Below are 24,867 nucleotides of genomic sequence, written 5' to 3'. Positions count from 1 at the left end.
CCGCCTTCCCGCGCTCTGCCCGGGCTAAGCGATGTAGATGGTGTTGCCCGAGCTGACCAGCGTGCTCCCGCTGTAGGTGCGGGCCTGGAAGTTCAGGGGCACCCTCCACGGCAGGCCGATCTCCGCGCTGCACGAGTTGTAGCCGGGGTACTCGTGGTACACGGTCGCGGCCCCGCCCTCGTACACCCTGGCGGCCGGGTGGTTGCCGGAGGCCGTGTCGCAGATCTTGATGGTCCACGTGTCACTGTAGAAGCAGACCCGTGAGCCGGACGTCGAAGAGACGTACGCCTCCGATCCGTTGCACGTGTGGGCGGCGGCCGAGGCGGGCTGCGACACGGCGAGCGTCCCGCCGAGCACCAGCGCCGCGGCGCCGAGGGTCTGGACTGCGTGGCGTGCGATTCCTGCCATCCTGGCTCCTTGAGTGGCAGCCGGGCGAGTACGGCGCGGTCCGGGGACCGCCCGGGGTCTTCCGTGCCCCGGATGCTCGCGCGGCCTGTCCGAGCCATCCTGCGGCGCCGGCTTTGCGAGGAACCTTCGGCGTTCCTTGGACGGGCCCGGCCGGGCCGGTTTCGAAGCCGCGTGTCATCACGCGTCGAGCCGGCCGTGAGCGGGTCACGCGGGATCCGTGACGGTGGGGGAGCCGGGGCGGGGGACGGTGTTCGAGGGGGCGTACTGGGCGGCTTGCGCGTCGAACATCGCGGCGTAGCGTCCCCGGGCGGCCATGAGTTCGTCGTGGCTGCCGTGCTCGACGAGCCGCCCGTGGTGCAGGACATGGATGCGGTCGGCATGGCGGACGCCGGACATGCGGTGGGTGACCAGGACGACGGCCCGGTTCGGGGCGGCGAGCCGGCGGATGCTGTCGAAGGCCGCGATCTCCGCTTCCGGGTCGAGGGCGGAGGTGGGCTCGTCCACGATGAGCACGCCGTCGGCATCGCACGTGGAGTCGCGCCAGTGGGTCCGGGCGAGGCCGATCTTCTGCCACTCGCCGCCGGACAGTTCGCTCGCGCCCCGGAACATCCGGGCCAGCAGGCTGCGCAGACCGTCGGGAAGCCTGGCGACGACCGGTCCGGCACCCGCGTAGTCGACGGACGGCCGCAGGTCCTCGGGACCGGCCTCCCGGGCGGGCCGGCCGATCCGGATGTTCAACGCCGCCGTCACCGGCCAGCGCTGGAAGTCCTGGGTGAGCAGCGCCACGCGGTCGAAGACCCCGGAGCGGTCCAGGGAGGCGAGGTCGGCCTCGCCCCACAGCACCCTCCCGGTCTGCGGCAGCAACAGGCCCGACAACACCTTCATCAGGGTGCTCTTGCCGGAGCCGTTCTCGCCGACCACGGCGGTCACCGAGCCCATGGGCAGGGTGAGGGACACCTCGTCCAGGGCGGGGGTCTCCCGGTCCGGGTAGCGGTAGCTCACCGCGTCCAGGACGACCTGCCGCACCCGTGCCGGGACGGGATCGCCCCCGCCGGGAATGGTGCGCCGTGCCGCCTCCTCCAGGAACCGGGCGTGGTCGCGGACGTAGAGGGACTCCTCGTGCAACTGGTTCACGTTCATCACCAGCCCGCCCAGGCTCGCCGAGCCGGACCGGACGGCGACGACGGCGGTCCCGGCCACGGCCAGACCCATGTGCCCGCTCGTGATCAGCCAGAACATGGCCCCGTACGTCGCCGCCATGGCGAGGCCGGACAGCGCGGCGGCCACCCACTCGGTGACGGCCTTGCCGGCGGCCAGCCGCTCCTGTTCCGCCTCGGCGCTCTCCGCCATCCGCTCGTAGCGGCTGAGCAGGAACGGCCCGACGGCGTGGATGCGCACCTCCTGCGCCGCGGTGCGCTCCGTGAGCAGGTTGCCGATGAGACGGCCGGCCCGCACATGCTCGATCCAGCTCATCACCGACACATACCGCTCCTGCGCCACCCGCATCGCGCCCCAGCCGCGCGGTGCCGCGATCAGGATCAGCATCGGCAGCAGCACCGGGTGGAGGACGGTGAGCACACCGGCCGTGGAGATCAGCGAGATGGTCCCGTTCAAGGCGGCCACGCAGGCGCTGATCATGCGCCGGGCGGAACCGGTGCCGTACTGGGCGACATCGATCAGCCGCCGGAACTCCGGGTCCTCGATGGCCTCCAGCTCCACGGACGCGGCGGCGGCCAGGTACCGCGTGGTGGCGATCCTCTCCACCAGCGGTTCCAGCCGCCCCGCCCGCGAGGTGGACCAGGCGGCCAGGCCCGAGTTGACCACGGCGGCCGCGGCGGCGGCGAGCACTCCGGGCAGGATCGCGTGCAGCCGCTGGCCGGGGGTGCCGGAGCCGAGCAGGGCGTGCATCACGGAGTTCACCGCGAGCAGCCCGACCGCCGCGGCGAGCCCCTGCCCGACCTCGCTGACGGCGACCGTGAGCAGAGCGCGGCGGTCCGCCTGCCACGCCATCCGCAAGGTCGTCCCGACCAGCCCCGGCATGGAGCGCAGAGCCGACGTCATCGTCAGGTCGAGCCAGGCACGCTCGTGCTCCGACCAGCCCATGTCGTAGCGCAGAGGACCGCCGAAGAGCTCCCGCTCGGCGTCGGAGACCTCCGGCTCGGCCATCCGGACGCGTCCGAAGAACCTCCTCACAGCGCACCTCCCTGCCCGGACCGGCGCGGCACCCGGAGAACCGGCGTGCGCGGCCACCGCGCCGTATTTCGGGGAGTCGCGGGTGCTGGTGTACCGGCCGAGGTCGACATGGTCCCCCTTGACGGTTGGGTGACTGCTCACGCGGCTCAACGAGCCGACGGGGGCTTCGAACACACGTGTTTCGGTCGTGTGCGGAAACCTGGGGCGGAGCGCGCGTGAGCGAACTTCAGGGGGTGCCACGCAGGCCCGGCGCACCACCTGCCGCAAGGGTGTCGCGTCCGCCGGCCACGTGGCCGGTCGCACAGGCGGGGTGTCTGGATGCGACTCCGGTCGTACGGACGGCACGCTTCGGTTGCGACTCCGGACGTATGCGATGGCGACCGGCGGCCGATGCGGCGGCGCGTGCCTGCCTCAAGGATGGCCGGGTGACCGAGATCATCGCGGGACTGTACGTGTCCCCTCTCGAATTCCTCGCCGTGCTGGGGGCCGTCGCCCTGGTGACGGCGCGCTGGCTTCCCGCAACCGCCCGTCCACGCGTCACGATCGCGGCCGGGGCGGTGCTCGTGCTGTCGGCGAGCGTGCTGAGCGCGGTGGGGTTCCGCTGGCAGATGATGCCGGTGATGGCAGGCGCTGCCCTGGCGCTGCCGTTCGCGCTCTCCCCTCTGCTGCGACGCCGAACCGGCCGGCGGGCGCGGTGGTGGCTGGCGTTGCCCGGGACGGTGGCCTGCGCCGGCCTGATCGCCGCGGGTCCGGTGGCCGCCTGGGCCTTCCCGGTCCCGGTGTTCCCCGAGCCGTCGGGCCGTTTTCCGGTAGGCACCCGTGTGGTGGAGTGGACCGACCCGCACCGCCCCGAGAGCTTCACCGCCGATCCCCACGACCGGCGCACGGTCGTGGTCCAGCTCTGGTATCCCGCGCAGGAAAGTCCCGAAGGCGTGCGGCGGGCCCGGTACCTGGGACGTACGGAGCACGAGGCGCGGACCGTTTCGGACGCCCTCGCCGACGGGGCCGGCCTGCCCGGCTTCCTGGTCGACGGCGTCCCGCGTGCCCGCACTCATGCGGTCTTCAACGCTCCCGTGGCCGGTGGGGGCGGACGGTTCCCGGTCGTGCTGTTCTCTCCCGGCTCGGGCGGAGTGCGTACCCAGAACACCGCCTGGGCGGAGGAACTGGCCAGCCACGGCTATGCGGTCGCCGCCCTGGACCATCCGTACGACTCCGCCGCGGTCGTCCTAGCCGACGGCCGGACGATCCGGTCCAGGACGTCCTCCACAGGAGACCGGGGCAAGGACGACGACCTGGCCGTCGGCTGGACGGCTGTCCGGGCCGCCGACCTCAGCTTCGTCCTCACCCAACTCGACCGCCTGGAACGAGGAGAGATCACCGGGCCGCTGACCGGACGCCTGGACACCGGCCGGGTCGCGGTCACCGGACACTCCATGGGCGGTGCCGCAGCACTGCGGGCAGCCCGGCAGGACCACCGGTTCGACGCCATCATCGATCTGGACGGCTACCCGCACGGGCCCACCTCCCCAGCTCTGCGCCGGCCGGTGCTCGCGCTCACCGCGGCCATCACCCCGGAAACCGACCCGCGTTACCTCCCCCGCCTCACCGAGGCCCTCGAGGCCGGCACCGCGACGAGCTACCGGCTCACCGTCCCCGGCGCCGCACACCTCACCTTCATGGACGGCCCCCTGTACCTGCCGCCCGTGCCGTCGATAACCGGTTCCCTGGGCCGCGCCCGGGGCCCGCGCGTCGTCGCCGCGACCACTCTCGCCTTCCTGGAGGCCACCCTGCGGCACGAAGGCGACCCGACCGGCGTTCTGTCGGCCTACGGCGACCTCAGCGTCCTCCACCCGGAAGACAGTCGCTGATCAGCCGTCGCGACCGACGGCACGGCGGTTCCCTCCACGTGGCCAGGACGTCGTCGGACCGGCTTGCGGGTTCCACCGGGTATCCGCCGAGAACGCGGTCCCGGTGGGGCCCGCTTCACATGACGGCACGGCGACGGCGATGCCGGACAGGGCGGCGAAGTCCGTGCCACGGGCACGGATGGGGAAGTGCGGGCAGGGTGACCCGGACAGGCTTCCGGTCACCAGGGCAGTTCGTCAGCCGTTCATGTGCCGTCCTTCTCGGTCGGGGCGGCTTGTTCGGACTGGCTCGCGACTGTCAGTGCGCCTTGCCCATGACAACGTCAGGACCCGATCCGTGACCGTTTCGGCCGCTTTCCGGCACGCTCGTGCTCTTACTCGCCTTCTCGTCGCCGCCCCCCTCGTGGCCGCGGGTGCCCTGACCGGCGTACCGGCGGCGCACGCGGCCGTCACGGACGACGTCCGCATCAACGAGGTGGTGACTACCGGCGGCGTCGACGACTCGATCGAGCTGTACAACAAGGGCACCGCCACGGTCGACGTGTCGGGCTGGGTCCTGAAGGACAACGACGAGGACCACGCCTACAAGATCCCCTCCGGGACTCTCCTGGGGCCGGGCGTGTACAAGGCGTTCGACGTGAGCGGCGAGTTCGGCCTGGGCTCGGACGACGAGGCCGGCCTCTACCTCGCGGACGGCACGACCCAGGTGGACGGCTTCTCCTGGACCGTGCACTCCGGCCCCTCCTGGTCACGCTGCCCTGACGGTACCGGAGCCTTCGGGCAGGCGGCCACGGTGACCCTCGGCGGCCCGAACAACTGCGGCACCGGCGGCTCCACGACTCCGGCCGTGTGGCCGGGAAGCAGTGGTGTGGCCACCGCCGACGGTTCGGACGTGTTCGGCCAGGACCTCAGCGGCCTGTACCAGGAGGGCGGCGTGCTGTGGGGTGCGCAGAACAGCGGCAGGCTGTGGCGTCTGGTGCGTGACGGCTCCGGCGGCTGGAAGCCGGATGCCGCCGGCGGCTGGTCCTCCGGCAGGGCCCTGCGCTTCCCCGGCGGCTCCGGCACCCCCGACAGCGAGGGCGTCACCCTGACCGGTGCCGGTTCGGCCGCGGGCGCGTTCGTGGCCGGCGAGCGCAACGGGGACGCGTCGGGCACCAGCCGCCTGTCGGTGCTGAAGTACGACGTGAGCGGATCAGGCTCGTCGCTGACCGCGGTCAAGGAGTGGAACCTCACGTCCGACCTGCCCTCGACCGGCTCCAATCTCGGTCTCGAAGGGATCACCTGGATCCCGGACACAGCGCTGACCGGCGCCGGGTTCAAAGACGCATCGACCGGCGCGGTCTACGACCCGGCCCGCTACGGCAGCCACGGCGGCGGAGTGTTCTTCGTGGGCGTCGAAGGCACCGGCATGATCCACGGTTACGTGCTGGCCGACTCCGGCTCCTACACCCGTGTCGCGTCCTTCAGCAGCGGCATGTCCGGGGTGATGGAACTGCAGTGGGAGCCGCAGGCGTCGCGCCTGTGGGCGGTCTGCGACGACACCTGTGACGGTCAGCACCGCACGGCGAAGATCGGCACGACCGGCGTGTTCACCACCACCGGCGTCTTCAACCGCCCGTCGGGCATGCCCGATTACAACAACGAGGGCTTCTCCCTGGCCGGCGCGGACGAATGCGTGGCGGGTTCCAAGCCGGTCTACTGGGCGGACGACTCCAACGACGGCGGGCACGCCCTGCGCAGGGGCACCATCACCTGCTGAACGGACTCGAGCAGTGGGCGGCAGCCCTTGCTGCCTCGCCGCCTGGGCCGTCGCCCTGCTGGTGTGGAGGGCCGGCCGCGTCGAGGAGAGGCGGGCCGCGGGCCTCGCCCGGCCCGCCGCCGGACCCGCCGCCGAGCAGCCCGGGCGCCCGTGACGGACGGGCGTGTTGTCGTGGGGCCGTGTCTTCGTCGGCTTCACGGCGGACGCGCCGCTGTATAGGCTGCCTCGTGCAGCTGGTTCGCCCTGCCCGCCAGGCAGGCGCGTCGCAAGAGGGAACCCGGTGGGAATCCGGGACTGCCCCGCAGCGGTGAGCGGGAACGACCGCCGTCATACGCACTGGGCCCGGCAAGCGGGTCTGGGAAGCGACGGCCAGTAGGTGCCTCGTACACGTCGTACGGCACGAGGCGTGCTCGCGAGTCCGAAGACCTGCCACTGCCCGTGCGCGGCCGACGCGTACGGCATCTCGGTGACCTCGAGGGCGGGTCGGCGGCAGGGCGAGCACCCATGGTGTCTCGCCGCTTTCCGTCATCCCTTCGCGCCCTCGTCCCGTCCCGGGAACCCCATGACGAGTGCTCGCGAAGGAGAGTTCCGTGACAGCCGAGTCCGCAGCCGCGCCCGTACGGGCCACCGTGTACGGCTACCCCCGCCAGGGACCGAACCGGGAACTGAAGAAGGCGATCGAGGGCTACTGGAAGGGCCGGGTCACCGCCGACGCCCTCCGGCGCACGGCCGCCGACCTGCGCCGCTCCACCTGGCGGCAACTGGCCGACGCCGGTCTGGGCGAGGTGCCGACCGGTGACTTCTCGTACTACGACCACGTCCTGGACACCACCGTCATGGTCGGCGCGATCCCCGACCGCCACCGCGCCGCCGTCGAGGAGGACGCCCTGCGCGGCTACTTCGCCATGGCCCGCGGCACCCAGGAGGTGGCGCCGCTGGAGATGACCAAGTGGTTCGACACCAACTACCACTATTTGGTGCCCGAGTTGAGTCCGGACACTGTCTTCGCGGCCGACTCCGGCAAGCAGACCGCCGAACTGCGCGAGGCCCTCGCCCTCGGCCACACCCCGCGGCCCGTCCTGGTCGGCCCGGTCACCTACCTGCTGCTGGCCAAGCCCGCCCCCGGCGTCGCGGTGGACTTCCAGCCGCTCACCCTGCTGGACCGGCTGCTGCCCGTGTACGCCGAGGTGCTGGCCGACCTGCGGGCCGCCGGCGCGGAGTGGGTGCAGCTGGACGAGCCCGCCCTGGTCCAGGACCGCACCCCGGCCGAGCTGAACGCCGCCGCCCGCGCCTACCGCGACCTCGGCCGCCTCGCCGACCGCCCGAAGCTGCTGGTGGCCTCGTACTTCGACCGGCTCGGCGAGGCGCTGCCCGTGCTGGCGAAGGCCCCGGTGGACGGGCTCGCCCTGGACTTCACCGGCCCGGCCGCCGCCAACCTCGACGATCTCGCCGCAGCCGGCGGTCTGCCCGGCAAGCGGCTGGTCGCCGGTGTCGTGGACGGGCGCAACGTCTGGATCAACGACCTCAAGACATCGCTGACCACGCTGGCCACCCTGCTCGGCCTCGCCGACCGGGTCGACGTGGCCGCCTCCTGCTCCCTGCTGCACGTCCCGCTCGACGCCGCGGTCGAGCGGGACATCGAGCCGCAGATCCTGCGCTGGCTGGCGTTCGCCCGGCAGAAGACCGCGGAGATCGTCACGCTCGCCCGCGCCCTGGCGCAGGGCGCGGACACGATCGCGGCGGAGCTGGCCGCGAACCGCGCCGATCTGGCCTCCCGCGCGGCTTCACCCATCACGCACGACCCGGCGGTACGGGCCCGGGCGTCCGCCGTCACCGACGCCGACACCCGCCGCTCCCAGCCGTACGCGCGACGCTCGGCCGCCCAGCGTGCCTGCCTGCGCCTGCCGCTGCTGCCGACGACCACCATCGGCTCCTTCCCCCAGACCGGAGAACTGCGCGCCGCCCGCGCGGACGTACGGGCCGGAAGGACCGACGAGGAGACGTACGAGCGGCGCATCGAGGCCGAGATCCGCGAGGTGATCGCCTTCCAGGAGAAGGCCGGCCTCGACGTGCTCGTGCACGGGGAGCCCGAACGCGACGACATGGTCCAGTACTTCGCCGAACAGCTCACCGGCTGCCTCGCCACCCGGCACGGCTGGGTCCAGTCCTACGGCACCCGCTGCGTCCGCCCGCCGATCCTGGCCGGCGACATCTCACGGCCGGAGCCGATGACGGTGCGCTGGACGACGTACGCCCAGTCCCTCACCGGCCGGCCGGTCAAGGGCATGCTCACCGGCCCGGTCACCATGCTCGCGTGGTCCTTCGTCCGCGACGACCAGCCCCTCGCCGAGACCGCCCGCCAGGTCGCCCTCGCCCTGCGCGACGAGGTGAACGACCTGGAGGCGGCGGGCACTTCGGTCATCCAGGTGGACGAGCCCGCCCTGCGCGAGACGCTTCCGCTGCGCGCCGCCGACCGGCCCGCCTACCTGGCCTGGGCCACCGAGGCGTTCCGGCTGACCACGGCCGGGGTGCGACCGGACACGCAGATCCACACCCACATGTGCTACGCCGAGTTCGGGGACATCGTCCAGGCCATCGACGACCTCGACGCCGACGTCATCAGCCTGGAAGCGGCCCGCTCCCATATGCGGGTGGCCCGCGAACTGGCCCTGCACGGGTATCCGCGGGAGGCGGGACCGGGGGTGTACGACATCCACTCCCCGCGCATCCCGGCCGTCGCCGAGGCGGTGGCTCTCCTGCGCGCGGGTCTTGAGGCCCTTCCGGCCGGACGGCTGTGGGTGAACCCCGACTGCGGCCTGAAGACCCGCACGTGGCCCGAGGTGCGCGCCTCGCTCGAGAACCTGGTGGCGGCGGCCCGCGAGGTGCGCGGCGCCTTGCCCTCCGAGACGCCCTGAGACACCGGGTGACCGGGGCGGACACCTCGCGGGGTGTCCGCCCCGGGCAGCGGCCGGCGCGGGTGAACGGGCCGCGGACCTCCGGCTGTTGCCCGTCCGTGACACGGCGAAAGTCCTAGGTCCAACGCCTGATCCGCAAGGTACCTCTTCTGCTGTTAGCGTGCAGCTGCATATTGCTGGCAATAACGTCGGAGGATGTTGGACATGGCGGTTTACACGCTCCCGGAGCTTCCGTACGACTACGCGGCGCTCGCCCCGGTCATCAGCCCGGAGATCATCGAGCTGCACCACGACAAGCACCACGCGGCCTATGTGAAGGGCGCCAACGACACGCTGGAGCAGCTGGCCGAGGCGCGGGACAAGGAGACGTGGGGCTCGATCAACGGCCTGGAGAAGAACCTGGCCTTCCACCTCTCCGGGCACATCCTGCACTCGATCTACTGGCAGAACATGACCGGCCCGAAGGACGGCGGCGGCGAGCCGCTGGCCCAGGACGGCGTCGGCGAGCTGGCCGAGGCCATCAAGGAGTCCTTCGGTTCCTTCGCCGGCTTCAAGGCCCAGCTGTCCAAGGCCGCGGCCACCACCCAGGGCTCGGGCTGGGGCGTGCTCGCCTACGAGCCGCTGAGCGGGCGCCTGGTCGTGGAGCAGGTCTACGACCACCAGGGCAACGTCGGCCAGGGCTCCACCCCGGTCCTGGTCTTCGACGCCTGGGAGCACGCCTTCTACCTCCAGTACAAGAACCAGAAGGTCGACTTCATCGAGGCCATGTGGCAGGTGGTCAACTGGCAGGACGTGGCCAAGCGCTACGCCGCCGCCAAGGAGCGCGGCGACAGCCTGCTGCTCGCGCCGTGACGGCGTAGCGCACCCCGAGCGTCCTGCCTCGTGATCGTCTTCTCACCCTTCACCGGCAGGCGGCACGACGCGGGGCTCCCGCAGGCACGTCGCCTGCGGGAGCCCCGCCGCTGTCGCGCGGTGTGACGTGGACCGATGGACGAGCAGCCCTCAGTTGCACTTAATATGCAACAACGATCTCGATGCAACAGGGGGGCTCATGACGACCCGATGGATACGCGGCGCCGCCGTCGCCACGGCACTGGCCAGTGGGGCAGCCGCGTGCTCGACGCCCGGTGGCGATGAAGGAGGCGGCGGGTCCGCCGACTCGGTCGTGATCGGGGTGGCCTCGGAGCCGGACACCCTCAGCCCGCTGCTCGGCTACGGCAAGGACGGCAACTCGAAGATCTTCGACGGCCTCCTCGCCCGCGACGCCGGCCTGAAACTGAGACCCGCGCTGGCCAAGGCACTGCCCGAGGTCGGCGACGGCGGCCTCACCTACACCTACACCCTGCGCGACGGTGTCGAGTTCAGCGACGGCGAGCCGCTCACCTCCGCCGACGTGGTCTTCACCTACCGGACCATCCTCGACGCCAAGACCAACAACACCGCCCGCAGCGAACTGGACGCCATCAAGGAGGTACGGGCGGACGGCGACGACAAGGTCGTCTTCACGCTCAAGTACCCCTACGCGCCCTTCGCCGGCCGTACGGTCCTGCCGATCGTCCCCGAGCACATCGCAGGCAAGCAGGACCCCAACACCGGCGCCTTCAACACCAAGCCCATCGGCACCGGCCCGTACGTCCTGGCCGACTGGCGCAAGGGCGAGAAGCTCACCTTCAAGGCCAACCCCGCCTACTGGGGCGGCGCGCCGAAGGTGAAGACGGTCACCATGGCGATCGTCCAGGACGACGACGTACGCGCCACCCGCCTGCGCTCCGGCGACCTCGACGGCGCGATCCTCCCGCCCAACCTCGCCGCCACCTTCCGCGACGACGACAACAAGAAGACCTACGAAGCGAAGTCCTACGACATCCGCACCGTCACCCTCCCCACGGCCGGCAAGGTCACCGGCGACCGCGCGATCCGCCGGGCCCTGGACGCCGCCGTCGACCGCGAGGCCATGGTCGACAAGATCCTCGACGGCGCCGGCCGCCCGGCCTACGGGCCGCTCCCCGTCGACGACCCCTGGTTCGCCAAGGAGATCGAACGGAAGCGGGATCTCGCCAAGGCCAAGCGCATCCTGGACGAAGGGGGCTGGAAGCCGGGAGCGGACGGCATCCGCGCCAAGGGCGGCCAGAAGGCGGCCTTCACCCTGCTCTACCCCTCGGGCGACAAGGTCCGCCAGGACCACGCTCTCGCGTACGCCTCCGACGCCAAGAAGGCCGGCATCGACGTGCGGGTCGAGAGCGCCACCTGGGAGGTCATCGAGCCGCGGATGAAGAACACCGCGGTCCTCGCGGCCGGCGGCAGCACCGGCGACCCCGACTTCGGCCTCTACACCATGCTGCACTCCTCCCTCGCCGGGAACGGCTTCAACAACATGGGCCACTACGACAACCCGGCCGTCGACCACGCCCTCGACACCGGCCGCCGCGGCCAGGACGAGACCACGCGCGAAACGGCGTACCAGACCCTCCAGCGCGAACTCGTGAAGGACCCCGGCTACACCTTCCTCACCCACATCGACCACATCTACGTCCTCGCCGACCGCTGGCAGGGGCTGACCACGCAGCTGGAGCCGCACGAGCACGGCTTCGCCAGCGGCCCCTGGTGGAACCTCGAGGACTGGCAGCCCAAGAAGTGAGCCCGCTGCCCTGGGGAGCGATGGCCCGCCTGGCGGGGCGGCGGACGCTGTTCGCCGCCCCGGTCCTCCTCGTCGTCACCTTCGGCGTCTTCGCGATCGCCGCCGCCTCCCCCTTCGACCCGGTCAAGGCGTACGCCGGCACCGCCGCCCTCGGCGCCGACCAGGAGACGCTGGACCGGCTGCGGGCCAACCTCGGTGCGGACCAGCCCTTCGCCGAGCGCTGGTGGCGGTGGCTGACCTCCGCCCTCACCGGCGACTTCGGCCAGTCCAGCGTGATGCGCCAACCGGTGGCCCAGGTCATCGGCGAACGCCTGGTGTGGTCGGCCTTGTTGTGCGCGGTCGCGTTCGCCGTCGCCGTCCTGGCCGGCACGCTGCTCGGCGTCCTCGCGGCCCGCCGCCCCGGATCCTGGCTCGACCGCGCCGTCACCTCGCTCGCCTACGCCCTGGAGGCCGCACCGGTCTTCTGGATCGCCCTGCTCGCCATCTGGCTGTTCGCGCTCCAACTGGACGTACTGCCGGCGGGCGGCCTGACCGACACCGCCAGCGAACAGGTCGGCGCGGGCCAGGTCGCGAGCCACATCGTGCTGCCCGCCTGCGTGCTCGCCGTCTCACAACTTCCCTGGTTCACCCTCTACGTCCGCCAGGGTGTCGGCGACGCCCTGGCGGAGGACCCGGTACGCGGCGCCCGCGCGAGGGGCCTGGACGAACGCACCGTGCTGCTCGGCCACGCCCTGCGTTCGGGACTGCTGCCGGTGCTCACGCTGATCGGCTCCCGCGTCCCCGAACTCATCACCGGTGCCCTGCTGGTGGAGAGCGTCTTCAGCTGGCCGGGCATCGCGGCGGCCACGGTGCAGGCGGCCACCGCCGTCGACTTCCCGCTGCTGGCCGCCCTCACCACGCTGGCCACCGCCGCCGTCCTGGCCGGCAACCTGCTCGCGGACCTGCTCTACGGACTCTTCGACCCGAGGGTGAAGCTCAGTGAAATGTGACTCCCATGGCTGAGGCCGCAGTCGAGGGGAAGTGGCGGTCGTACGGCACCAACCGCCGCTCCACCCGCACCCTCCGGGTGCGCACCTCCGTCACGCTGGCCGCCCTGACGGTCCTCGCGGTGCTGCTCGTACCGCCGCTGGTCCAGCTCGACCAGCAGGCCGTGGACCTGGCCGCGAAGCTGCTACCGCCGTCCTGGGCCCACCCGTTCGGCACCGACGACGTCGGGCGCGACCTGCTGTTGCGCTGCGTCTACGGCCTGCGGGTGTCCCTGCTCGTCGGGGTGGTGGCGGCTCTGACGGCGACCGTGATCGGGACGGCCGTCGGGGCCACGGCCGCGGCGCTCGGCGGCTGGGCCGACCGCGGCATCATGCGGCTGGTCGACACGGCCTCCTCCGTACCCCACCTGCTGCTCGGCATCTTCATCGTCGCCCTGTTCCGCCCGGGCGTCTGGCCGGTGGTCGTCTCGGTCGCGCTCACGCACTGGCTGTCGACCGCCCGGATCGTCCGCGCCGAGGTCCTCTCGCTGCGCTCGCGCCCGTACATCGACGCCGCCGTCTCCGGAGGAGCGTCCCGGTGGCGGGTGGCGGTACGGCACCTGCTGCCCGCCGTGCTGCCCCAGGCCGCCCTCTCCGCGGTGCTGATGGTCCCGCACGCCATGTGGCACGAGTCGGCCCTGTCCTTCCTCGGACTCGGCCTGCCCACCCACACCGCGAGTCTCGGCACCCTCATCCAGACCGCCCGGGGCTCGCTCCTCGCCGGCCAGTGGTGGCCGACCCTCTTCCCCGGGCTGTTCATCATCGTCCCGACCCTCGCCATCGCCGGTCTCGCCGGGGCCTGGCGGGAACGGATCAACCCCCGCCGCCGATCGGAGCTGATGCTGTGACCGAGCGAGAACCCGTGCTGTCGGTGCGCGGCCTGTCGGTGCGCTTCCTCATGCCCGGCGGGCGCCGCGTCGCCGCCGTCACCGACGCGCACTTCGACGTGGCGGCGGGGGAGTGCCTGGCCCTGATCGGTGAGAGCGGCTGCGGCAAGTCCGTCCTCGCCTCCGCCCTCCTCGGCCTGCTCCCCGCCAACGCGCAGACCACCGGCGAGGCCCTCCTCGGCGACCTCGACCTGATCACGGCCGACGAGCGCACCCTCGCCCGCACGGTACGGGGCCGCAGGATCGGCCTGATCCCGCAGAGCCCGGCCGCGCACCTGACCCCCGTACGCACCATCCGCTCCCAACTGGAGGAGACACTCACCGCGTTGACGGGGATCCGGGGCCGTGCCGCCCTGCGCGACGCCGCCGAGGAGGCCGCCGGACGTGCCGCGTTCCCGCCCGGCCATCTCGACCGCCACCCGCACGAACTGTCCGGCGGCCTCGCCCAGCGCGCCGCCACCGCCCTCGCCCTGGTCGGCGGAGCCCCTCTCCTGCTGGCCGACGAACCGACCACCGGACTCGACCGCGACCTGGTGAACCACACGGCCGACGAACTGCGCCGCCACGTCGACGAGGCCGACCGGGCCCTGCTGATGATCACCCACGACCTGTCCGCGGCCGAACGCATCGCCGACCGGATCGCCGTCATGTACGCGGGCCGCATCGTCGAACTGTCCGACGCCACCACCTTCTTCGGCCCCACCGGGCCTCGCCACCCCTACAGCCGCGGCCTCCTCCAGGCCCTCCCCGAACGGGCCTTCACCCCCATCCCCGGCATGCCCCCCGAACTCGGTGACCTCCCCGACGGCTGCGCCTTCGCCGCCCGCTGCGACCGGGCCACCTCCACCTGCGCCGCCCAGCCGCGGATGACGGAAACGGCCGCCTGCCACCACCCGCACGTCCCGGAGGAAGCCCGTGCTTGAACTGCGCGCCATCACCGCCGGCTACGACCGACGCGCCCCCGTGGTACGGGACTTCTCCCTGACCCTCGCACCCGGTGAGGCCGTCGGCCTGCTCGGCCCCAGCGGCTGCGGCAAATCCACCCTCGCCCGCGTCACGGCCCTGCTGCACCGCCCCTACTCCGGAACCCTGCTCCTCGACGGCACCCCCGTACGCCACTGGCGCCACCGCGCCCCCCGCGAACAGCGCACCGCCTTCGGCGTCGTCTTCCAGCAACCCAGACTCTCCGCCGACCCCCGGCTGCGCCTCAGCGACCTGATCGCCGAGCCTCTCCGGGCCACTGGCCGTCGCGAGGAGATACCCGAACGCGTCCCCGAGCTGGCCACGACCGTCGGCCTCACCCCCGACCTGCTGACCAGACGCCCGCACGAGGTCAGCGACGGCCAGCTGCAACGCGCCTGCCTCGCCCGCGCCCTCGTCCTCCGCCCCCGCTGGCTGATCTGCGACGAGATGACCGCCATGCTCGACGCCTCCACCACCGCCGCGCTGGTCGCGGTCGTCGAGCACTACCGAACAACGACCGGCGCCGGCCTGCTCGCGGTCGGCCACGACCACACCCTCCTGAAACGCTGGTGCGACCACACCCTCGACTGGCAAGCTCTGACCTCGGACGCCTGAACCCCGGTTTCACCCGGGATGTGACAGGGCCGGGCCACCACGGATGCGGCAGCGACACAGGTCGGCGAAGTTTTACCAGTCGTTGCCGATGTCGAAATTCGCGTCGATCGGCATGCCGTCGTCGGCGAACACCACCACCAGGTAGCTCCCGATCGCAACGAGGCGGTCGTAGAGTTTCTCCGCCAGCTGCCAGGTTTCGACGGACTCGGACCGGGAGCGGGCGGTCAGCATCGCCGGAACCTTCTCGAACACCCAGCCCGGCTCTCCGTCGTCGACATACAAGGAAACGCTCATCGAGTCGTTCTCGAACCAATACCGGTGGCTCCCGGCATCCCCCGGCTCACCGGGGCTGTCCGCGAAGGACACCTCCAGGATTCGTGCGACGTCAGCCCACAGCCGGTCGCCGAACCGCTTGGCGTCCCAATCACCCACCGCCAGACCGACATTGAAGTCGAAATCCCTCTTGGCGCCACCGTGCGCCTCGAATCTTCCCATGTGATCATCCGCGTTCTTCTGTCGCTCTAGCCATTTGAAGACTTCGGCCCTCTTGTTGCTAAACCTTGGCGTTTCGACCTCGACCGAGCGGCGACCTGAGATGTGCCAGTGGGGTGTCGCGCAGGCTTGTGCCACCGTGGTGGCGAGGTCCAGGACGACGGGCCAGACCCTCCTCCGGCCACCTGATGGTACGTAGGGTAAGTCGCCAAGCGGTCGGCGTGAGTCCTGGAGAACCCGGGGAAACCCACCCGGACGTGCGACTCGTTGTAGGCTATGGAAACAGCCCTTGACCTGCACGAACGCAGGCAGGGAGCCTACTTCTGGGAGTGCCCCGATGTTGCGTACCATGTTCAAGTCCAAGATCTGACTATTTGGCGTCGCCGCAGGTCAGGGGCATCATGTGCCCCCCTCAGGTCAGCAAACGGTCAGCATGCGTCCGCATGGTGTCCGTGCTTGCTGACCATCGACCTGCAGTGCGGTGCCTGAGCACGATTTTTGGGCTGGAGCGGATGGTGCGTCACATGGCCCGACAGCTCGCCCGCGGCATGGGGTCCTTCTTCAAGGACTGCGGCTGCCCCAGGCCCGCCCGCTGCCCCCACCCCTACTCGATCCGATTCCGGGACGCCCTCGGCAAGCAGCGCGAGGAATCCGGATACGCCACGCAGGATGACGCGATCGAACGCCTCACGCAGCTGTATGCGGAAAAGAAGACCACAGCGCCGTCCGTGGCGGCGGCCCGCCGCGAACTGGGTCAGATGACGGTCGAGGAGTACGCCAAGCAGTGGCGGCCGAGGCAGCGCAGGATGACGGACTACTCCACGGGCGAGCACGTCGACAGTTCGATCAACGTCCACATCGTCCCCCGTCTGGGAGCGCGGAAGCTGAACTCGGTCACCCCGATGGTGGTCGAGCGCTTCCTGGACGAGATGGAGAACGACGGGGTCGGCCGGGGCAACCAGGTGAACATCTTCCGGGTCCTGAAGACGATCCTGCGGGACGCCTACGCCAAGGGGGCGATGGCGGACGACCCGGTGCAGAGAGTCCAGGAACCGGAATATGTGCGGGGAACGGTCGCCATTCCCTCTCTCGCCTACGTGAAAAGGGCACTGGTCGTCGCCGACGAGGACCTCGCACTGGAGATCGTCATGATGACGGGGTGCGGCCTGCGCAACGGCGAGGCGCGGGCGGTGAACGTCCACAACGTGGTGGCGCAGGACGTGTACCGGGTGCGGGAGCAGATCCATTCCAACACGCTGAGGCCGGCGAAGCTGAAGCACCGCAAGGCGGGGGAGTTCCGCGAGGTTCCCCTGCCCCGGTCTGTCCGTGAGGCGATCGAGCAGTACGCGGAGAAGCACGGCACCACGCAGGACGGCTACCTGCTGCGCGGCCCGGGCGGCTACTTCACCGAAGGCATGGAGCGACGCCGGGTGAAGAGGCTCTTCACGGATCTTCCGCCGGAGGAGGGCGTCGGGATGTACGGCTTCCGGCACTACTTCGCCTCGAACGCCCTCGGGAACGGGATCCCGATTACCGATGTGGCGGAGTGGATGGGGCACAAGTCGATCGAGGAGACGTACCGGACCTACCGGCACTTGATGCCGGGCAGCATCACCAAGGCTGCCCGGGTCCTGGACGCCGGCCTGTGGGAAGCCGCCTGATTTCCGGATTCGAGGGAACAGCTAGGAGGCGCTTTTCGAACCATCAATAAGTGAAGGCGAAATCAGTCCCAGAAGAAATTTCGGTTTACAGCTAGTACGCGGCTTTCGCTTCCTGAGCTCTCCAGCGGGCCATGCTGGGCTCTGCCGCAGGTCAGGTCAACACCTCGCGCCGCGTTCCACTGAGCGGAACGCAAGCGTCGCGCGCCTGCCGAACGAGTCACATGATGACTCCCTCGTCGCTCCGGCCTCACGGGAAATTCAGCGCGTTCCGCTGTCCGGCAGCGCATTTCCGCCTGACGAACCGCCTTGTTCCAGAGCCGCCCGTTTCAGCTGTTCCCGCGTCAGCCGCTCCCGCATCAGCTGTTCCCGCCCGAGCGCCGGGCGGACGAGGTCGACCCTTCCGCAACTCGACGGTGGCCGCGCCCGGTTTAGGGCACAGGCCGTGATGAAGCCTTCGCACCCCTTGAGGAGTTCGCATGGCAACACATATGAGCCGCCGCACCATCCTGGCCGCCGGCGCCGGAGCCGGCGTGCTGTCCCTACCCGGCGTGTCCGCGTACGCCGCCGGCCGTGCGCCCGCCGACGTGAGATTCACCCTGAACGCCGAGGTGCTCAACGGTGGCGAGCAAGTCACCTCGATCACCCTCGAGACCGCCCGGCTCGGCCCGATCGACCCGGCCGCTCTGACCGCCGGCACCTTCGGCGTGCACGCCAAGGCCACCCGCCCGTTCGCCGTCAGCCCCGCCGACACCAGGCTGGAGTACGACCTCGACCGCACGGTGACCGCGGTGCGGCTCGACGGCCACGGCAACATCGTGATCGAACTGGCCCATGGCGAGGGCTGGCCGGGGGCGAGCACGCTCGGCTATGTCTCGAGCGTGGGCACCGGCCGCAACGTGGTGCTCGACCTCGACTACACCGTCACGCAGCGGGCCCCGATCGTCCTGCGCAACCACCGGTCGGTCACCATCGACACCTTCGTGCAGAACCCCCGGCTCTCGGACCCCGAGGTGGACGCGTTCAGCTCCCACATATCCGGCTCGGGGATGAAGTACCGGCTGTACTCACCCGAGTCCCGCTACGCGCGGGGGAGCAAGCGCCCGCTGATCGTCTGGTTGCACGGCGGGGGTGAGGGCGCCGCGCTGCCCTACGGCTACTACGACAACGAGACCACGCTGCGGGCCAACCGCGGCGCCCTGGGGTTCACCACCCCCGAGGCGCAGGACATCTTCGACGGCGCCTACGTTGTCGCCCCGCAGAGCACGTCCTACTGGATGGAGGACGGACCCCGCTTCGCCCCGCTGATCCACGAGACAGTCCACGAGGTCGCGCGCCGGAAGGACATCGACTACGAGCGGATTTACGTCGCCGGCTGCAGCAACGGCGGCTACATGAGCATGAAGATGACCGCCGTCTATCCCGACCTGTTCGCCGCCTCCGTGCCGATCTGCGGCATCGTCGGTGTGCTCCCGCCCGTGACCACACCGATGATCCCCGACAGCGAGCTGGCGAAGATCACCACGCCGAGCTGGCTCGTCGCCTCCAAGGACGACCCGATCATCAACGCGCAGGCCAACACCGTCCACGCGCACGAGGTGATCCCCGGCTCGCTGATGACGCTGTACGACCACGTCATCTGGAACGACCACCAGTACCTCGGCCACTTCTCGTGGATCTACATCGCCCGCAACGACCCCTGCTCCAACGGAACGCACATCTGGCAGTGGATGGCCGCCCGGGAGCGGGACTGAGAGGTCGGGTCTTTCCCGGCCCGATCCCCTCGCACCACCGCCGACCGGCATCATCCATGCAGGTATTGATGAGCGAAGCAGATGAATGGGGTATGTTCCAGGCGTCATTGTCGCGGCGATCTTTGCTCTCCGCGGGTGTTGCCGGATCGGCGTTGCTGATCACTCCGGAACTGCTCGCGACGCCCGCCGCCGCGGCCACGGAACTCGCGCACCTGCCCTCGCAGCGCGAGATCTGGCGTGGCGTCGTGGCGATGAACCAGCTCGGCCCGCGCTCCGCGCGCTCGCGGACCGCGGCGCTTCGGTGACGCGCACGATCCGGGCGAGGTCACCGAGAATGTGCCGACGGCGACGACGATCGCCACTTTGCCCGGCGAGAGCGGCGACGTGATCCTGCTCTGGACCCACACCGATGGCATAAACGCCGTCGAGGAGAACGGTGCCGTGGCGATGCTCAACCTCATGCGCCACTTCGCGAAGGTACCGCCCGCTGAACGGAACCGCACGATCGTCTGCGTGCTGACCGAAGGCCATTTCGGCGGCTCGGCCATGGCGGACAACTGGTGGATCGACGCACGGCCCGACATCGCCGAAAAGGCGGTCGTCGCTCTCGCGATGGAACACCTCGGCTGCCGTGAATGGCTCAGCGATTCGGCGCGGAACATCGTGCGGCCGCGAACCGGCCCGACATCGCCTGGGCGTACACGCTGGGCCCGGAGGACGCGCCCAACGGCCTCGTCCCGGTGATGCTGGAGGCGCTGCGCGGATCGCGCGTCGCGCGCACGGCGGTCGTCGACCGTGCCGCCGCCTCGATCACCCCGGCCACCTGTCTGTGGAACAAGGGGAAGATACCGACCATCGGCTACATCAGTTTCAACACCTAATTCCTCGCCGAGGCGCGCAACGGCCATATCGACAAGCTCGACCCCGCTCAGCTGTATGACCAGGTGCGCACACTCGGCCGGGCGATCGAGGTGATCGACCGCACCCCGCGGGCCGAGCTGCGGCCGTGAGCCGCCACGTCCCGGCCCCGGCGGGGGAGCGGTTCAGGGCGCGATGACGAGGCGTCCGCGCAGGCCGCCCTCCGCCAGGCGCGCGTGGGCCGCGGCGGCGTCCGCGAGCGGGAACGTCGCGGACACGCGAGCCAACAGGACGCCCCGGTCGGCGAGTTGAGACAGCTCGCCGAGCTGGGCGCCGTCGGCGCGTACGTCCAGTGCGTCGACGCGGATGCCGCGCTCCGGGGCCGGCTCCTGCCCGGGCCAGACACCGATGTAGGTGCCGCCGTCGCTCACCGCGGCGAGGGCCGTGTCCCCGAGCAGCGCGGTGTCGATGACACCGTCGAAGGCGGCCGCGGGGAGGGGCTCGTCGCGGGGCAGGAAGTGGTCCGCGCCCCGGGTGGTCAGGAACTCCTCGTCGCGCGCGGAGGCGAGCGCGGTGACCTTCAGGCCGCGGTGGTGGGCCAGTTCCACGGTGTGCGCCCCGACGCCGCCCGCCGCGCCGGTGACCAGCAGGCTCTGCCCGGCCTCGAGGCCGGCCATGTCCAGGGCCTGCGCCGCGGAGAGCGCGTTGAGGGGGAGGGCCGCGGCGTGCGTGTCGTCCAGCGTTGCCGGGGCCGCCGCGATGGCGTTCGCGTCGAGGACGACGTACTCGGCGTGGGTGCCCAGCGGGGTGCGGTGGCCGGTGCACAGGCCGATGACCCGGTCACCCGCGGCCCAGCGCACCCCGCCGCCCGCGCTCTCGACGGTGCCGGCGACGTCCCAGCCCAGGCCGATGCGCTCGCCCTCACCGCCGAAGGCGCCGGCCCGCATGGCCGCGTCCACCGGGTTCAGCGCGCCCGCCGCCACCTTGATCCGGACCTGTCCCGGGCCCGGGGCGGGCACCGGAACCTCGGTGATCTCGACGGCCTCGGGGCCGCCGAAGCGGGACACGGTAGCGGCACGCATGATCATGCTGTTCCTCCTGCGATGGGGGTGTGCGGGTGCGCGGGACGGGACACCGGGCAGCCGTTTCTTACTTTTGGTGCGCAACCCGACTCTGCGACAGAATGGAAGTCCGTACAAAAGGCACACGCGTGTAAGAGACGCGGAGAGCAGGCGCACGATGGCATCCGGCGTTCAGGGGGATCAGCCGCTGGGCCGGACCGGGCCCTGTGCCCGCTGGCCGGCCGAGCAGGGGGAGACGATCCGGCAGATCGTCGACCGGGCCGGCGACAAATGGTCCGTCCTCGTGATCGGCACCCTGGAGAACGGCCCCCTGCGTTACACCGACCTTCAGCGCTCCATTCCCGGCATCTCCCAGCGCATGCTCACCCACACCCTGCGCCAGCTGCGCCGAGACGGGCTGGTCACGCGCACCGCCTACCCCGAGGTGCCGCCGCGCGTCGAGTACGCGCTGACCGGTCTCGGCGCGACGCTGCTCGTCGCGGTCACCGCCCTGATCGACTGGGCGGGCACCCACCACGACGAGATCACGCGCAACCGGGCTCAGTACGACGACGAGGCGCTCGGCGACTGAGCCGCGGGCTGCCGCAGACCGCCGCGGAGTCCGGTGAACGGACCGATGGCGTTGGTTCCGCACGGGGCCGGTGATCCACTGCCCCGCGCACCTGCTTCTCCCGCGTACCTCTCACGAATGGGATGACATGCTGGGTTTCCTCAGAGGCGGAATCGCGCAAAGACGCACACGACTGCGTCGGGGGCTGGTGGCGTTGGCCGCCGCGTGCCTTACCGCAACCGTGAGTCTGCCGGCCACCGCCGCGACAGCGAACAGTGACGGCCTCATCGTCTCGACCGATACAGGCAAGCTCCAGGGCAAGGACGCCAGGTCCGCCCACCAGTACCTCGGTGTCCCCTACGCGGCCGCACCCGTCGGCGCGCTGCGCTGGCAGCCGCCGCACCGGGCCGCCTCGTGGTCCGGCGTGCGGAAGGCCACCGAGAACGGCGCCGAGTGCGCGCAGGCGGGCGGCTACGGCGGCACGACCACGACTACCGGCAGCGAGGACTGTCTGTACCTCAACGTCTACACCCCGAAGGACGCGCAAGTCCGTCACAAGCGGCTGCCGGTGCTCTTCTGGATCCACGGCGGCTCGCTCAAGAACGGCTCGGGCAACGGCCACGACGGCTCGCAGATCGCCGAGAGCCAGAACGCCGTGGTCGTCTCCATCAACTACCGGCTCGGCGTGTTGGGCTTCCTCAACGTGCCCGGTCTGAGCTCCGGCGGCGCCGGTAACTACGGTCTGCTCGACCAGATCGCGGCCCTGGAGTGGACCCAGCGCAACATCGCCTCGTTCGGCGGCGACCCCGGCCGGGTCACCATCTCCGGCGAGTCCGCCGGCGCCATCTCGGTGTGTGCGCTGCTCGCCTCCCCCGAGGCCGGCGGCCTGTTCAGCAAGGCGATCATGCAAAGCGGCGTCTGCGAGAGCATCACGCCGACCGTGGCGACCACCCGGAGCACGGCCTACGCGAAGGCGGTCGGCTGCACCGACACCGCGGCGCTCGCCACCTGCCTGCGCGCGCGATCGGGCAGCGACCTCCTGGCGGCGTCGCGAAGCCTCGCCGACAGCGCGGGCACGCTCCTGCCGACCTCGGGAACACCGGAACTCCCGCGCTACCCGAAGACCGCACTCGGCTCCGGACGCTTCAACAACGTCCCCCTGCTGATCGGCTTCAACCATGACGAGGCGCGCCTGTTCGCCCTCGCCTACACCGGGGCGACCAAGGCCACGTACGAGCAGACCGTCCGCGACGAATACGACGCGCACGCCGACGCGGTGCTCGCCCGCTATCCCTACGACTCCTACCCGAGCCCCTACACCGGCACCTACGCGGTCGGCCACGTTTGGACCGACAGCGGCTACATGATCGGCCTCGGAGGTTGCCCGGCACAGCAGTTGGCCCAGGACTTCACCGGCAAGCAGGCGCGCACGTACTTCTACGAGTTCGACGATCAGGACGCCCCTTCGTCGCTGTCCGCCGCGCTGCCCGGCTTCGACGCCGGTGCCACGCACGCGGCGGAGATCCCCTACATCTGGGCCTACTCCGGCGGTGACGAGCCCCTGTCGGCGCAGTTCACGGCAGCGCAGCGGAAGCTCGCGAAGGAGATGACGACCTACTGGGGGTCCTTCATCCGCACCGGATCGCCGAACGCGCACGCCACCGACCAGGCCACCTGGCCGTCGTACCGCAGCGGCCGGCTGATGTCCCTGCGGCCCGGCGGCAGCACGGCGATCGCGACCGCCACCTACAAAGCCGACCATCAGTGCGGCTTCTGGAACAGCATCGCCTGAGCCCCTGGCCGTTGTCCGGCAGCGGGTCGGCGGACGCCGATCTCCCGGTACATCGGAGTCATGACGCGCCTGCCGAGGCGGCCGCGCCCCGCCACGGGGCGCGGCCGCCTGCATCAGTGCCTCGCTCGTGCCACGTCCGCGGCGAAGTCGCCCCCAGTCGTCCGCACACCGGAAGTCGCTCGCTTCCGAGGTCGGCCCGAACCCGTCATGGCGAGTCACCTGCGGGTAAGGGCACAGGGGCCGCGTCATGGTGACTTCGTTCTCAGGACGGTCCGCCACGTACTCGGTGGCGACCATCTCCTTCGGTGCATTCCCCTGTTCGGCCCAGCTCCTCACAGCGGCCGACGCGTCGAACGGATGGGGACCCGGGCCTCCCGACACATGCCCGCCGCCCGGAACCATGAACAGCCGGTAGAACTTCGGGACATCCCGGAGAGCCGAGCGGACATGGGGGCCGCCCTTGTCGAGCAGGACCCGGCTGTAGTACTCGACGGGCAGGGCTCGCTCCGGCGGGGACGTCGACGAGCGCCTGCGCTGTCCCGCTGCACCGGATGCCGCAGCGGCACGATCCCCGTCGCGCGTCCCGCGCCCTGCCGGGTCAGCCGCGGCCGGCCCACTCCAGGACGGTCTCGGCGAACTCCTGCGGCACCTGCTCCGGCGCCGCCGCGTGTCCGGCGGACAGCACTCGCGTCGGGCAGCCGAGCGCCGCCGCGAACTTCGGAAGGGACGGCCTGGAGAACCGGTCGTCGGGGGCGCACACCGCGAGCGTGCGCGCGGTGATCTTCGGCAGGCGGGGTTCCATGACGTAGCGGCGTACCGCCTGGTGGCCCTCCTCGACGCGGTCGAGGACAGTCAGTGCGTCGATGACGTACCGGCCCAGGGCCGCTTCCTCGCCCGGCTGGTAGAAGCCGCGCCGGTTGTCCCACAGCTGCTGCAGGTGCGTACCGTCGGGCTTGGGGTCGACATGGTCGACGCGGCCGTGGGATGCCCGCTTCTCGTCGTCGACGAACGACGTCGCCGAAAGCAGCAGGCTCGCCACGCGGTCCTGGAAGCGGGCCGCCACCTCGACGGCGACCACCCCGCCGGTGTGGTGCCCGACCAGGTGGAAGCGGTCCAGGCCGAGCGCCTCGATCAGGTCGGCGACGCCGTCCGCGAAGCGCTCGATGGTGTGCGGCCCCTCGGGCTTCGCCGACGCTCCGTAGCCGACGGTGTCCATGGCGATCGCCCGGTACCGGGTACCGACCAGGGGGAGCACGTCGAGGTACTCCGTCCAGGAGCGCGGCGTTTGGTGGAGCAGCAGCACGGGCTGGCCGTCGCCGGTCTCCACGTAGTGCAACTGGCCGAAGCGGCTGGGCACATAGCCCTTCCGCAGTGTGTTCGCGTCCGTCGTCTCGGTCATGCGGGGGTCGCTTT

General features: G+C 71.0%; 22 protein-coding genes, 1 pseudogene and 1 riboswitch. Of the genes and pseudogenes, 17 read left to right on the top strand and 6 right to left on the bottom strand.

The features are described from left to right. Nucleotides 1-24 precede the first annotated feature (24 nt). Nucleotides 25-408, bottom strand: coding sequence for a hypothetical protein (locus ACSURM_RS04945; protein ID WP_436953724.1), 384 nt, complete (start codon nucleotides 406-408; stop codon nucleotides 25-27). A gap of 204 nt (nucleotides 409-612) precedes the next feature. Beyond that, a complete protein-coding gene (locus ACSURM_RS04940; RefSeq protein WP_436953723.1) occupies nucleotides 613-2,601 on the bottom strand; it encodes an ABC transporter ATP-binding protein in 1,989 nt (662 codons plus the stop codon). A gap of 425 nt (nucleotides 2,602-3,026) precedes the next feature. Between ACSURM_RS04940 and ACSURM_RS04935 the strand changes: the two genes are divergently transcribed. The 10 genes from ACSURM_RS04935 to ACSURM_RS04890 all read left to right on the top strand — a co-directional run bounded on the left by ACSURM_RS04935 (nucleotide 3,027) and on the right by ACSURM_RS04890 (nucleotide 15,268). Then, nucleotides 3,027-4,469, top strand: a complete 1,443-nt coding sequence (locus tag ACSURM_RS04935) for an alpha/beta hydrolase family protein (protein ID WP_436953722.1) — start codon at nucleotides 3,027-3,029, stop codon at nucleotides 4,467-4,469. Between the two features lie 334 nt (nucleotides 4,470-4,803). Then, a complete protein-coding gene (locus tag ACSURM_RS04930; protein WP_436953721.1) occupies nucleotides 4,804-6,225 on the top strand; it encodes a lamin tail domain-containing protein in 1,422 nt (473 codons plus the stop codon). A 13-nt stretch (nucleotides 6,226-6,238) separates the two neighbouring features. Then, nucleotides 6,239-6,379: a hypothetical protein gene (locus tag ACSURM_RS04925; protein ID WP_436953720.1), complete on the top strand. Its 141-nt coding sequence runs from the start codon at nucleotides 6,239-6,241 to the stop codon at nucleotides 6,377-6,379. 62 nt (nucleotides 6,380-6,441) lie between these two features. Beyond that, a riboswitch (cobalamin riboswitch) is annotated at nucleotides 6,442-6,673 on the top strand. A gap of 142 nt (nucleotides 6,674-6,815) precedes the next feature. Beyond that, nucleotides 6,816-9,140, top strand: coding sequence for a 5-methyltetrahydropteroyltriglutamate--homocysteine S-methyltransferase (gene metE / locus ACSURM_RS04920; protein ID WP_436953719.1), 2,325 nt, complete (start codon nucleotides 6,816-6,818; stop codon nucleotides 9,138-9,140). A gap of 204 nt (nucleotides 9,141-9,344) precedes the next feature. Next, nucleotides 9,345-9,992, top strand: a complete 648-nt coding sequence (locus ACSURM_RS04915; RefSeq protein WP_436953718.1) for a superoxide dismutase — start codon at nucleotides 9,345-9,347, stop codon at nucleotides 9,990-9,992. 199 nt (nucleotides 9,993-10,191) lie between these two features. Next, a complete protein-coding gene (locus ACSURM_RS04910; protein WP_436953717.1) occupies nucleotides 10,192-11,778 on the top strand; it encodes an ABC transporter substrate-binding protein in 1,587 nt (528 codons plus the stop codon). 20 nt (nucleotides 11,779-11,798) lie between these two features. Next, nucleotides 11,799-12,767, top strand: a complete 969-nt coding sequence (locus ACSURM_RS04905) for an ABC transporter permease (protein ID WP_436953716.1) — start codon at nucleotides 11,799-11,801, stop codon at nucleotides 12,765-12,767. A 5-nt stretch (nucleotides 12,768-12,772) separates the two neighbouring features. Continuing rightward, on the top strand, nucleotides 12,773-13,651 hold the full coding sequence (locus ACSURM_RS04900; RefSeq protein WP_436953715.1) for an ABC transporter permease: 879 nt from the start codon (nucleotides 12,773-12,775) through the stop codon (nucleotides 13,649-13,651). Next, nucleotides 13,648-14,613: an ABC transporter ATP-binding protein gene (locus ACSURM_RS04895; RefSeq protein ID WP_436953714.1), complete on the top strand. Its 966-nt coding sequence runs from the start codon at nucleotides 13,648-13,650 to the stop codon at nucleotides 14,611-14,613. The genes ACSURM_RS04900 and ACSURM_RS04895 overlap by 4 nt, the downstream gene beginning before the upstream one ends. After that, nucleotides 14,606-15,268, top strand: coding sequence for an ABC transporter ATP-binding protein (locus ACSURM_RS04890; protein ID WP_436953713.1), 663 nt, complete (start codon nucleotides 14,606-14,608; stop codon nucleotides 15,266-15,268). Before ACSURM_RS04895 ends, ACSURM_RS04890 begins: the two co-directional genes overlap by 8 nt. Before the next feature lie 72 nt (nucleotides 15,269-15,340). Here ACSURM_RS04890 and ACSURM_RS04885 read toward each other — a convergent pair whose 3' ends face one another. Continuing rightward, nucleotides 15,341-16,123, bottom strand: a complete 783-nt coding sequence (locus ACSURM_RS04885; RefSeq protein WP_436953712.1) for a hypothetical protein — start codon at nucleotides 16,121-16,123, stop codon at nucleotides 15,341-15,343. Nucleotides 16,124-16,284: 161 nt separating this feature from the next. On the opposite strand from ACSURM_RS04885, the gene ACSURM_RS04880 reads away from it, so the two are divergent. From ACSURM_RS04880 to ACSURM_RS04860, 5 genes are all read left to right on the top strand, one after another. Continuing rightward, entirely contained in the window at nucleotides 16,285-17,421 is a 1,137-nt protein-coding gene (locus ACSURM_RS04880) for a tyrosine-type recombinase/integrase (RefSeq protein WP_436953711.1), read from the top strand. A 476-nt stretch (nucleotides 17,422-17,897) separates the two neighbouring features. Further along, a complete protein-coding gene (locus ACSURM_RS04875) occupies nucleotides 17,898-19,172 on the top strand; it encodes a prolyl oligopeptidase family serine peptidase (protein ID WP_436953710.1) in 1,275 nt (424 codons plus the stop codon). A 68-nt stretch (nucleotides 19,173-19,240) separates the two neighbouring features. After that, nucleotides 19,241-19,477, top strand: coding sequence for a hypothetical protein (locus tag ACSURM_RS04870; protein WP_436953709.1), 237 nt, complete (start codon nucleotides 19,241-19,243; stop codon nucleotides 19,475-19,477). A 31-nt stretch (nucleotides 19,478-19,508) separates the two neighbouring features. Next, nucleotides 19,509-19,916, top strand: coding sequence for a hypothetical protein (locus ACSURM_RS04865; protein ID WP_436953708.1), 408 nt, complete (start codon nucleotides 19,509-19,511; stop codon nucleotides 19,914-19,916). Further along, entirely contained in the window at nucleotides 19,916-20,053 is a 138-nt protein-coding gene (locus ACSURM_RS04860) for a hypothetical protein (protein WP_436953707.1), read from the top strand. The genes ACSURM_RS04865 and ACSURM_RS04860 overlap by 1 nt, the downstream gene beginning before the upstream one ends. Before the next feature lie 162 nt (nucleotides 20,054-20,215). Here the strand turns inward: ACSURM_RS04860 and ACSURM_RS04855 are convergent, their stop codons facing one another. Then, nucleotides 20,216-21,112, bottom strand: coding sequence for an NADP-dependent oxidoreductase (locus tag ACSURM_RS04855; protein ID WP_436960930.1), 897 nt, complete (start codon nucleotides 21,110-21,112; stop codon nucleotides 20,216-20,218). 157 nt (nucleotides 21,113-21,269) lie between these two features. On the opposite strand from ACSURM_RS04855, the gene ACSURM_RS04850 reads away from it, so the two are divergent. Together ACSURM_RS04850 and ACSURM_RS04845 are read left to right on the top strand one after the other, a co-directional pair. Beyond that, complete coding sequence (locus ACSURM_RS04850; protein WP_436953706.1) at nucleotides 21,270-21,683, top strand: winged helix-turn-helix transcriptional regulator; 414 nt, start codon at nucleotides 21,270-21,272, stop codon at nucleotides 21,681-21,683. Nucleotides 21,684-21,903: 220 nt separating this feature from the next. Then, nucleotides 21,904-23,454: a carboxylesterase/lipase family protein gene (locus ACSURM_RS04845; protein ID WP_436953705.1), complete on the top strand. Its 1,551-nt coding sequence runs from the start codon at nucleotides 21,904-21,906 to the stop codon at nucleotides 23,452-23,454. A 174-nt stretch (nucleotides 23,455-23,628) separates the two neighbouring features. Here the strand turns inward: ACSURM_RS04845 and ACSURM_RS04840 are convergent. Together ACSURM_RS04840 and ACSURM_RS04835 are read right to left on the bottom strand one after the other, a co-directional pair. After that, a pseudogene (locus ACSURM_RS04840) lies at nucleotides 23,629-23,952 on the bottom strand (tannase/feruloyl esterase family alpha/beta hydrolase); the annotation flags it as partial. A gap of 100 nt (nucleotides 23,953-24,052) precedes the next feature. After that, entirely contained in the window at nucleotides 24,053-24,853 is an 801-nt protein-coding gene (locus ACSURM_RS04835; RefSeq protein ID WP_436953704.1) for an alpha/beta fold hydrolase, read from the bottom strand. Between the last annotated feature and the right edge of the window lie 14 nt (nucleotides 24,854-24,867).

The sequence above is a fragment of the Streptomyces sp. SudanB182_2057 genome (genome assembly GCF_964272715.1).
In the GTDB taxonomy this organism is placed as follows: domain Bacteria; phylum Actinomycetota; class Actinomycetes; order Streptomycetales; family Streptomycetaceae; genus Streptomyces; species Streptomyces rubradiris.
The sequence above is the reverse complement of the archived record's forward strand: the minus strand, read 5'-3'. Positions and strand labels throughout refer to the sequence as shown.

Excerpts from the sequence above, each read along its gene's own strand:
- ACSURM_RS04945 (WP_436953724.1), bottom strand. The coding sequence starts at position 408 with ATGGCAGGAATCGCACGCCACGCAGTCCAGACCCTCGGCGCCGCGGCG.
- ACSURM_RS04915 (WP_436953718.1), top strand. The coding sequence starts at position 9,345 with ATGGCGGTTTACACGCTCCCGGAGCTTCCGTACGACTACGCGGCGCTC.
- ACSURM_RS04910 (WP_436953717.1), top strand. The coding sequence starts at position 10,192 with ATGACGACCCGATGGATACGCGGCGCCGCCGTCGCCACGGCACTGGCC.
- ACSURM_RS04905 (WP_436953716.1), top strand. The coding sequence starts at position 11,799 with ATGGCCCGCCTGGCGGGGCGGCGGACGCTGTTCGCCGCCCCGGTCCTC.
- ACSURM_RS04900 (WP_436953715.1), top strand. The coding sequence starts at position 12,773 with ATGGCTGAGGCCGCAGTCGAGGGGAAGTGGCGGTCGTACGGCACCAAC.
- ACSURM_RS04880 (WP_436953711.1), top strand. The coding sequence starts at position 16,285 with ATGGCCCGACAGCTCGCCCGCGGCATGGGGTCCTTCTTCAAGGACTGC.
- ACSURM_RS04875 (WP_436953710.1), top strand. The coding sequence starts at position 17,898 with ATGGCAACACATATGAGCCGCCGCACCATCCTGGCCGCCGGCGCCGGA.
- ACSURM_RS04870 (WP_436953709.1), top strand. The coding sequence starts at position 19,241 with ATGAGCGAAGCAGATGAATGGGGTATGTTCCAGGCGTCATTGTCGCGG.
- ACSURM_RS04860 (WP_436953707.1), top strand. The coding sequence starts at position 19,916 with ATGCTGGAGGCGCTGCGCGGATCGCGCGTCGCGCGCACGGCGGTCGTC.
- ACSURM_RS04855 (WP_436960930.1), bottom strand. The coding sequence starts at position 21,112 with ATGCGTGCCGCTACCGTGTCCCGCTTCGGCGGCCCCGAGGCCGTCGAG.
- ACSURM_RS04850 (WP_436953706.1), top strand. The coding sequence starts at position 21,270 with ATGGCATCCGGCGTTCAGGGGGATCAGCCGCTGGGCCGGACCGGGCCC.
- ACSURM_RS04835 (WP_436953704.1), bottom strand. The coding sequence starts at position 24,853 with ATGACCGAGACGACGGACGCGAACACACTGCGGAAGGGCTATGTGCCC.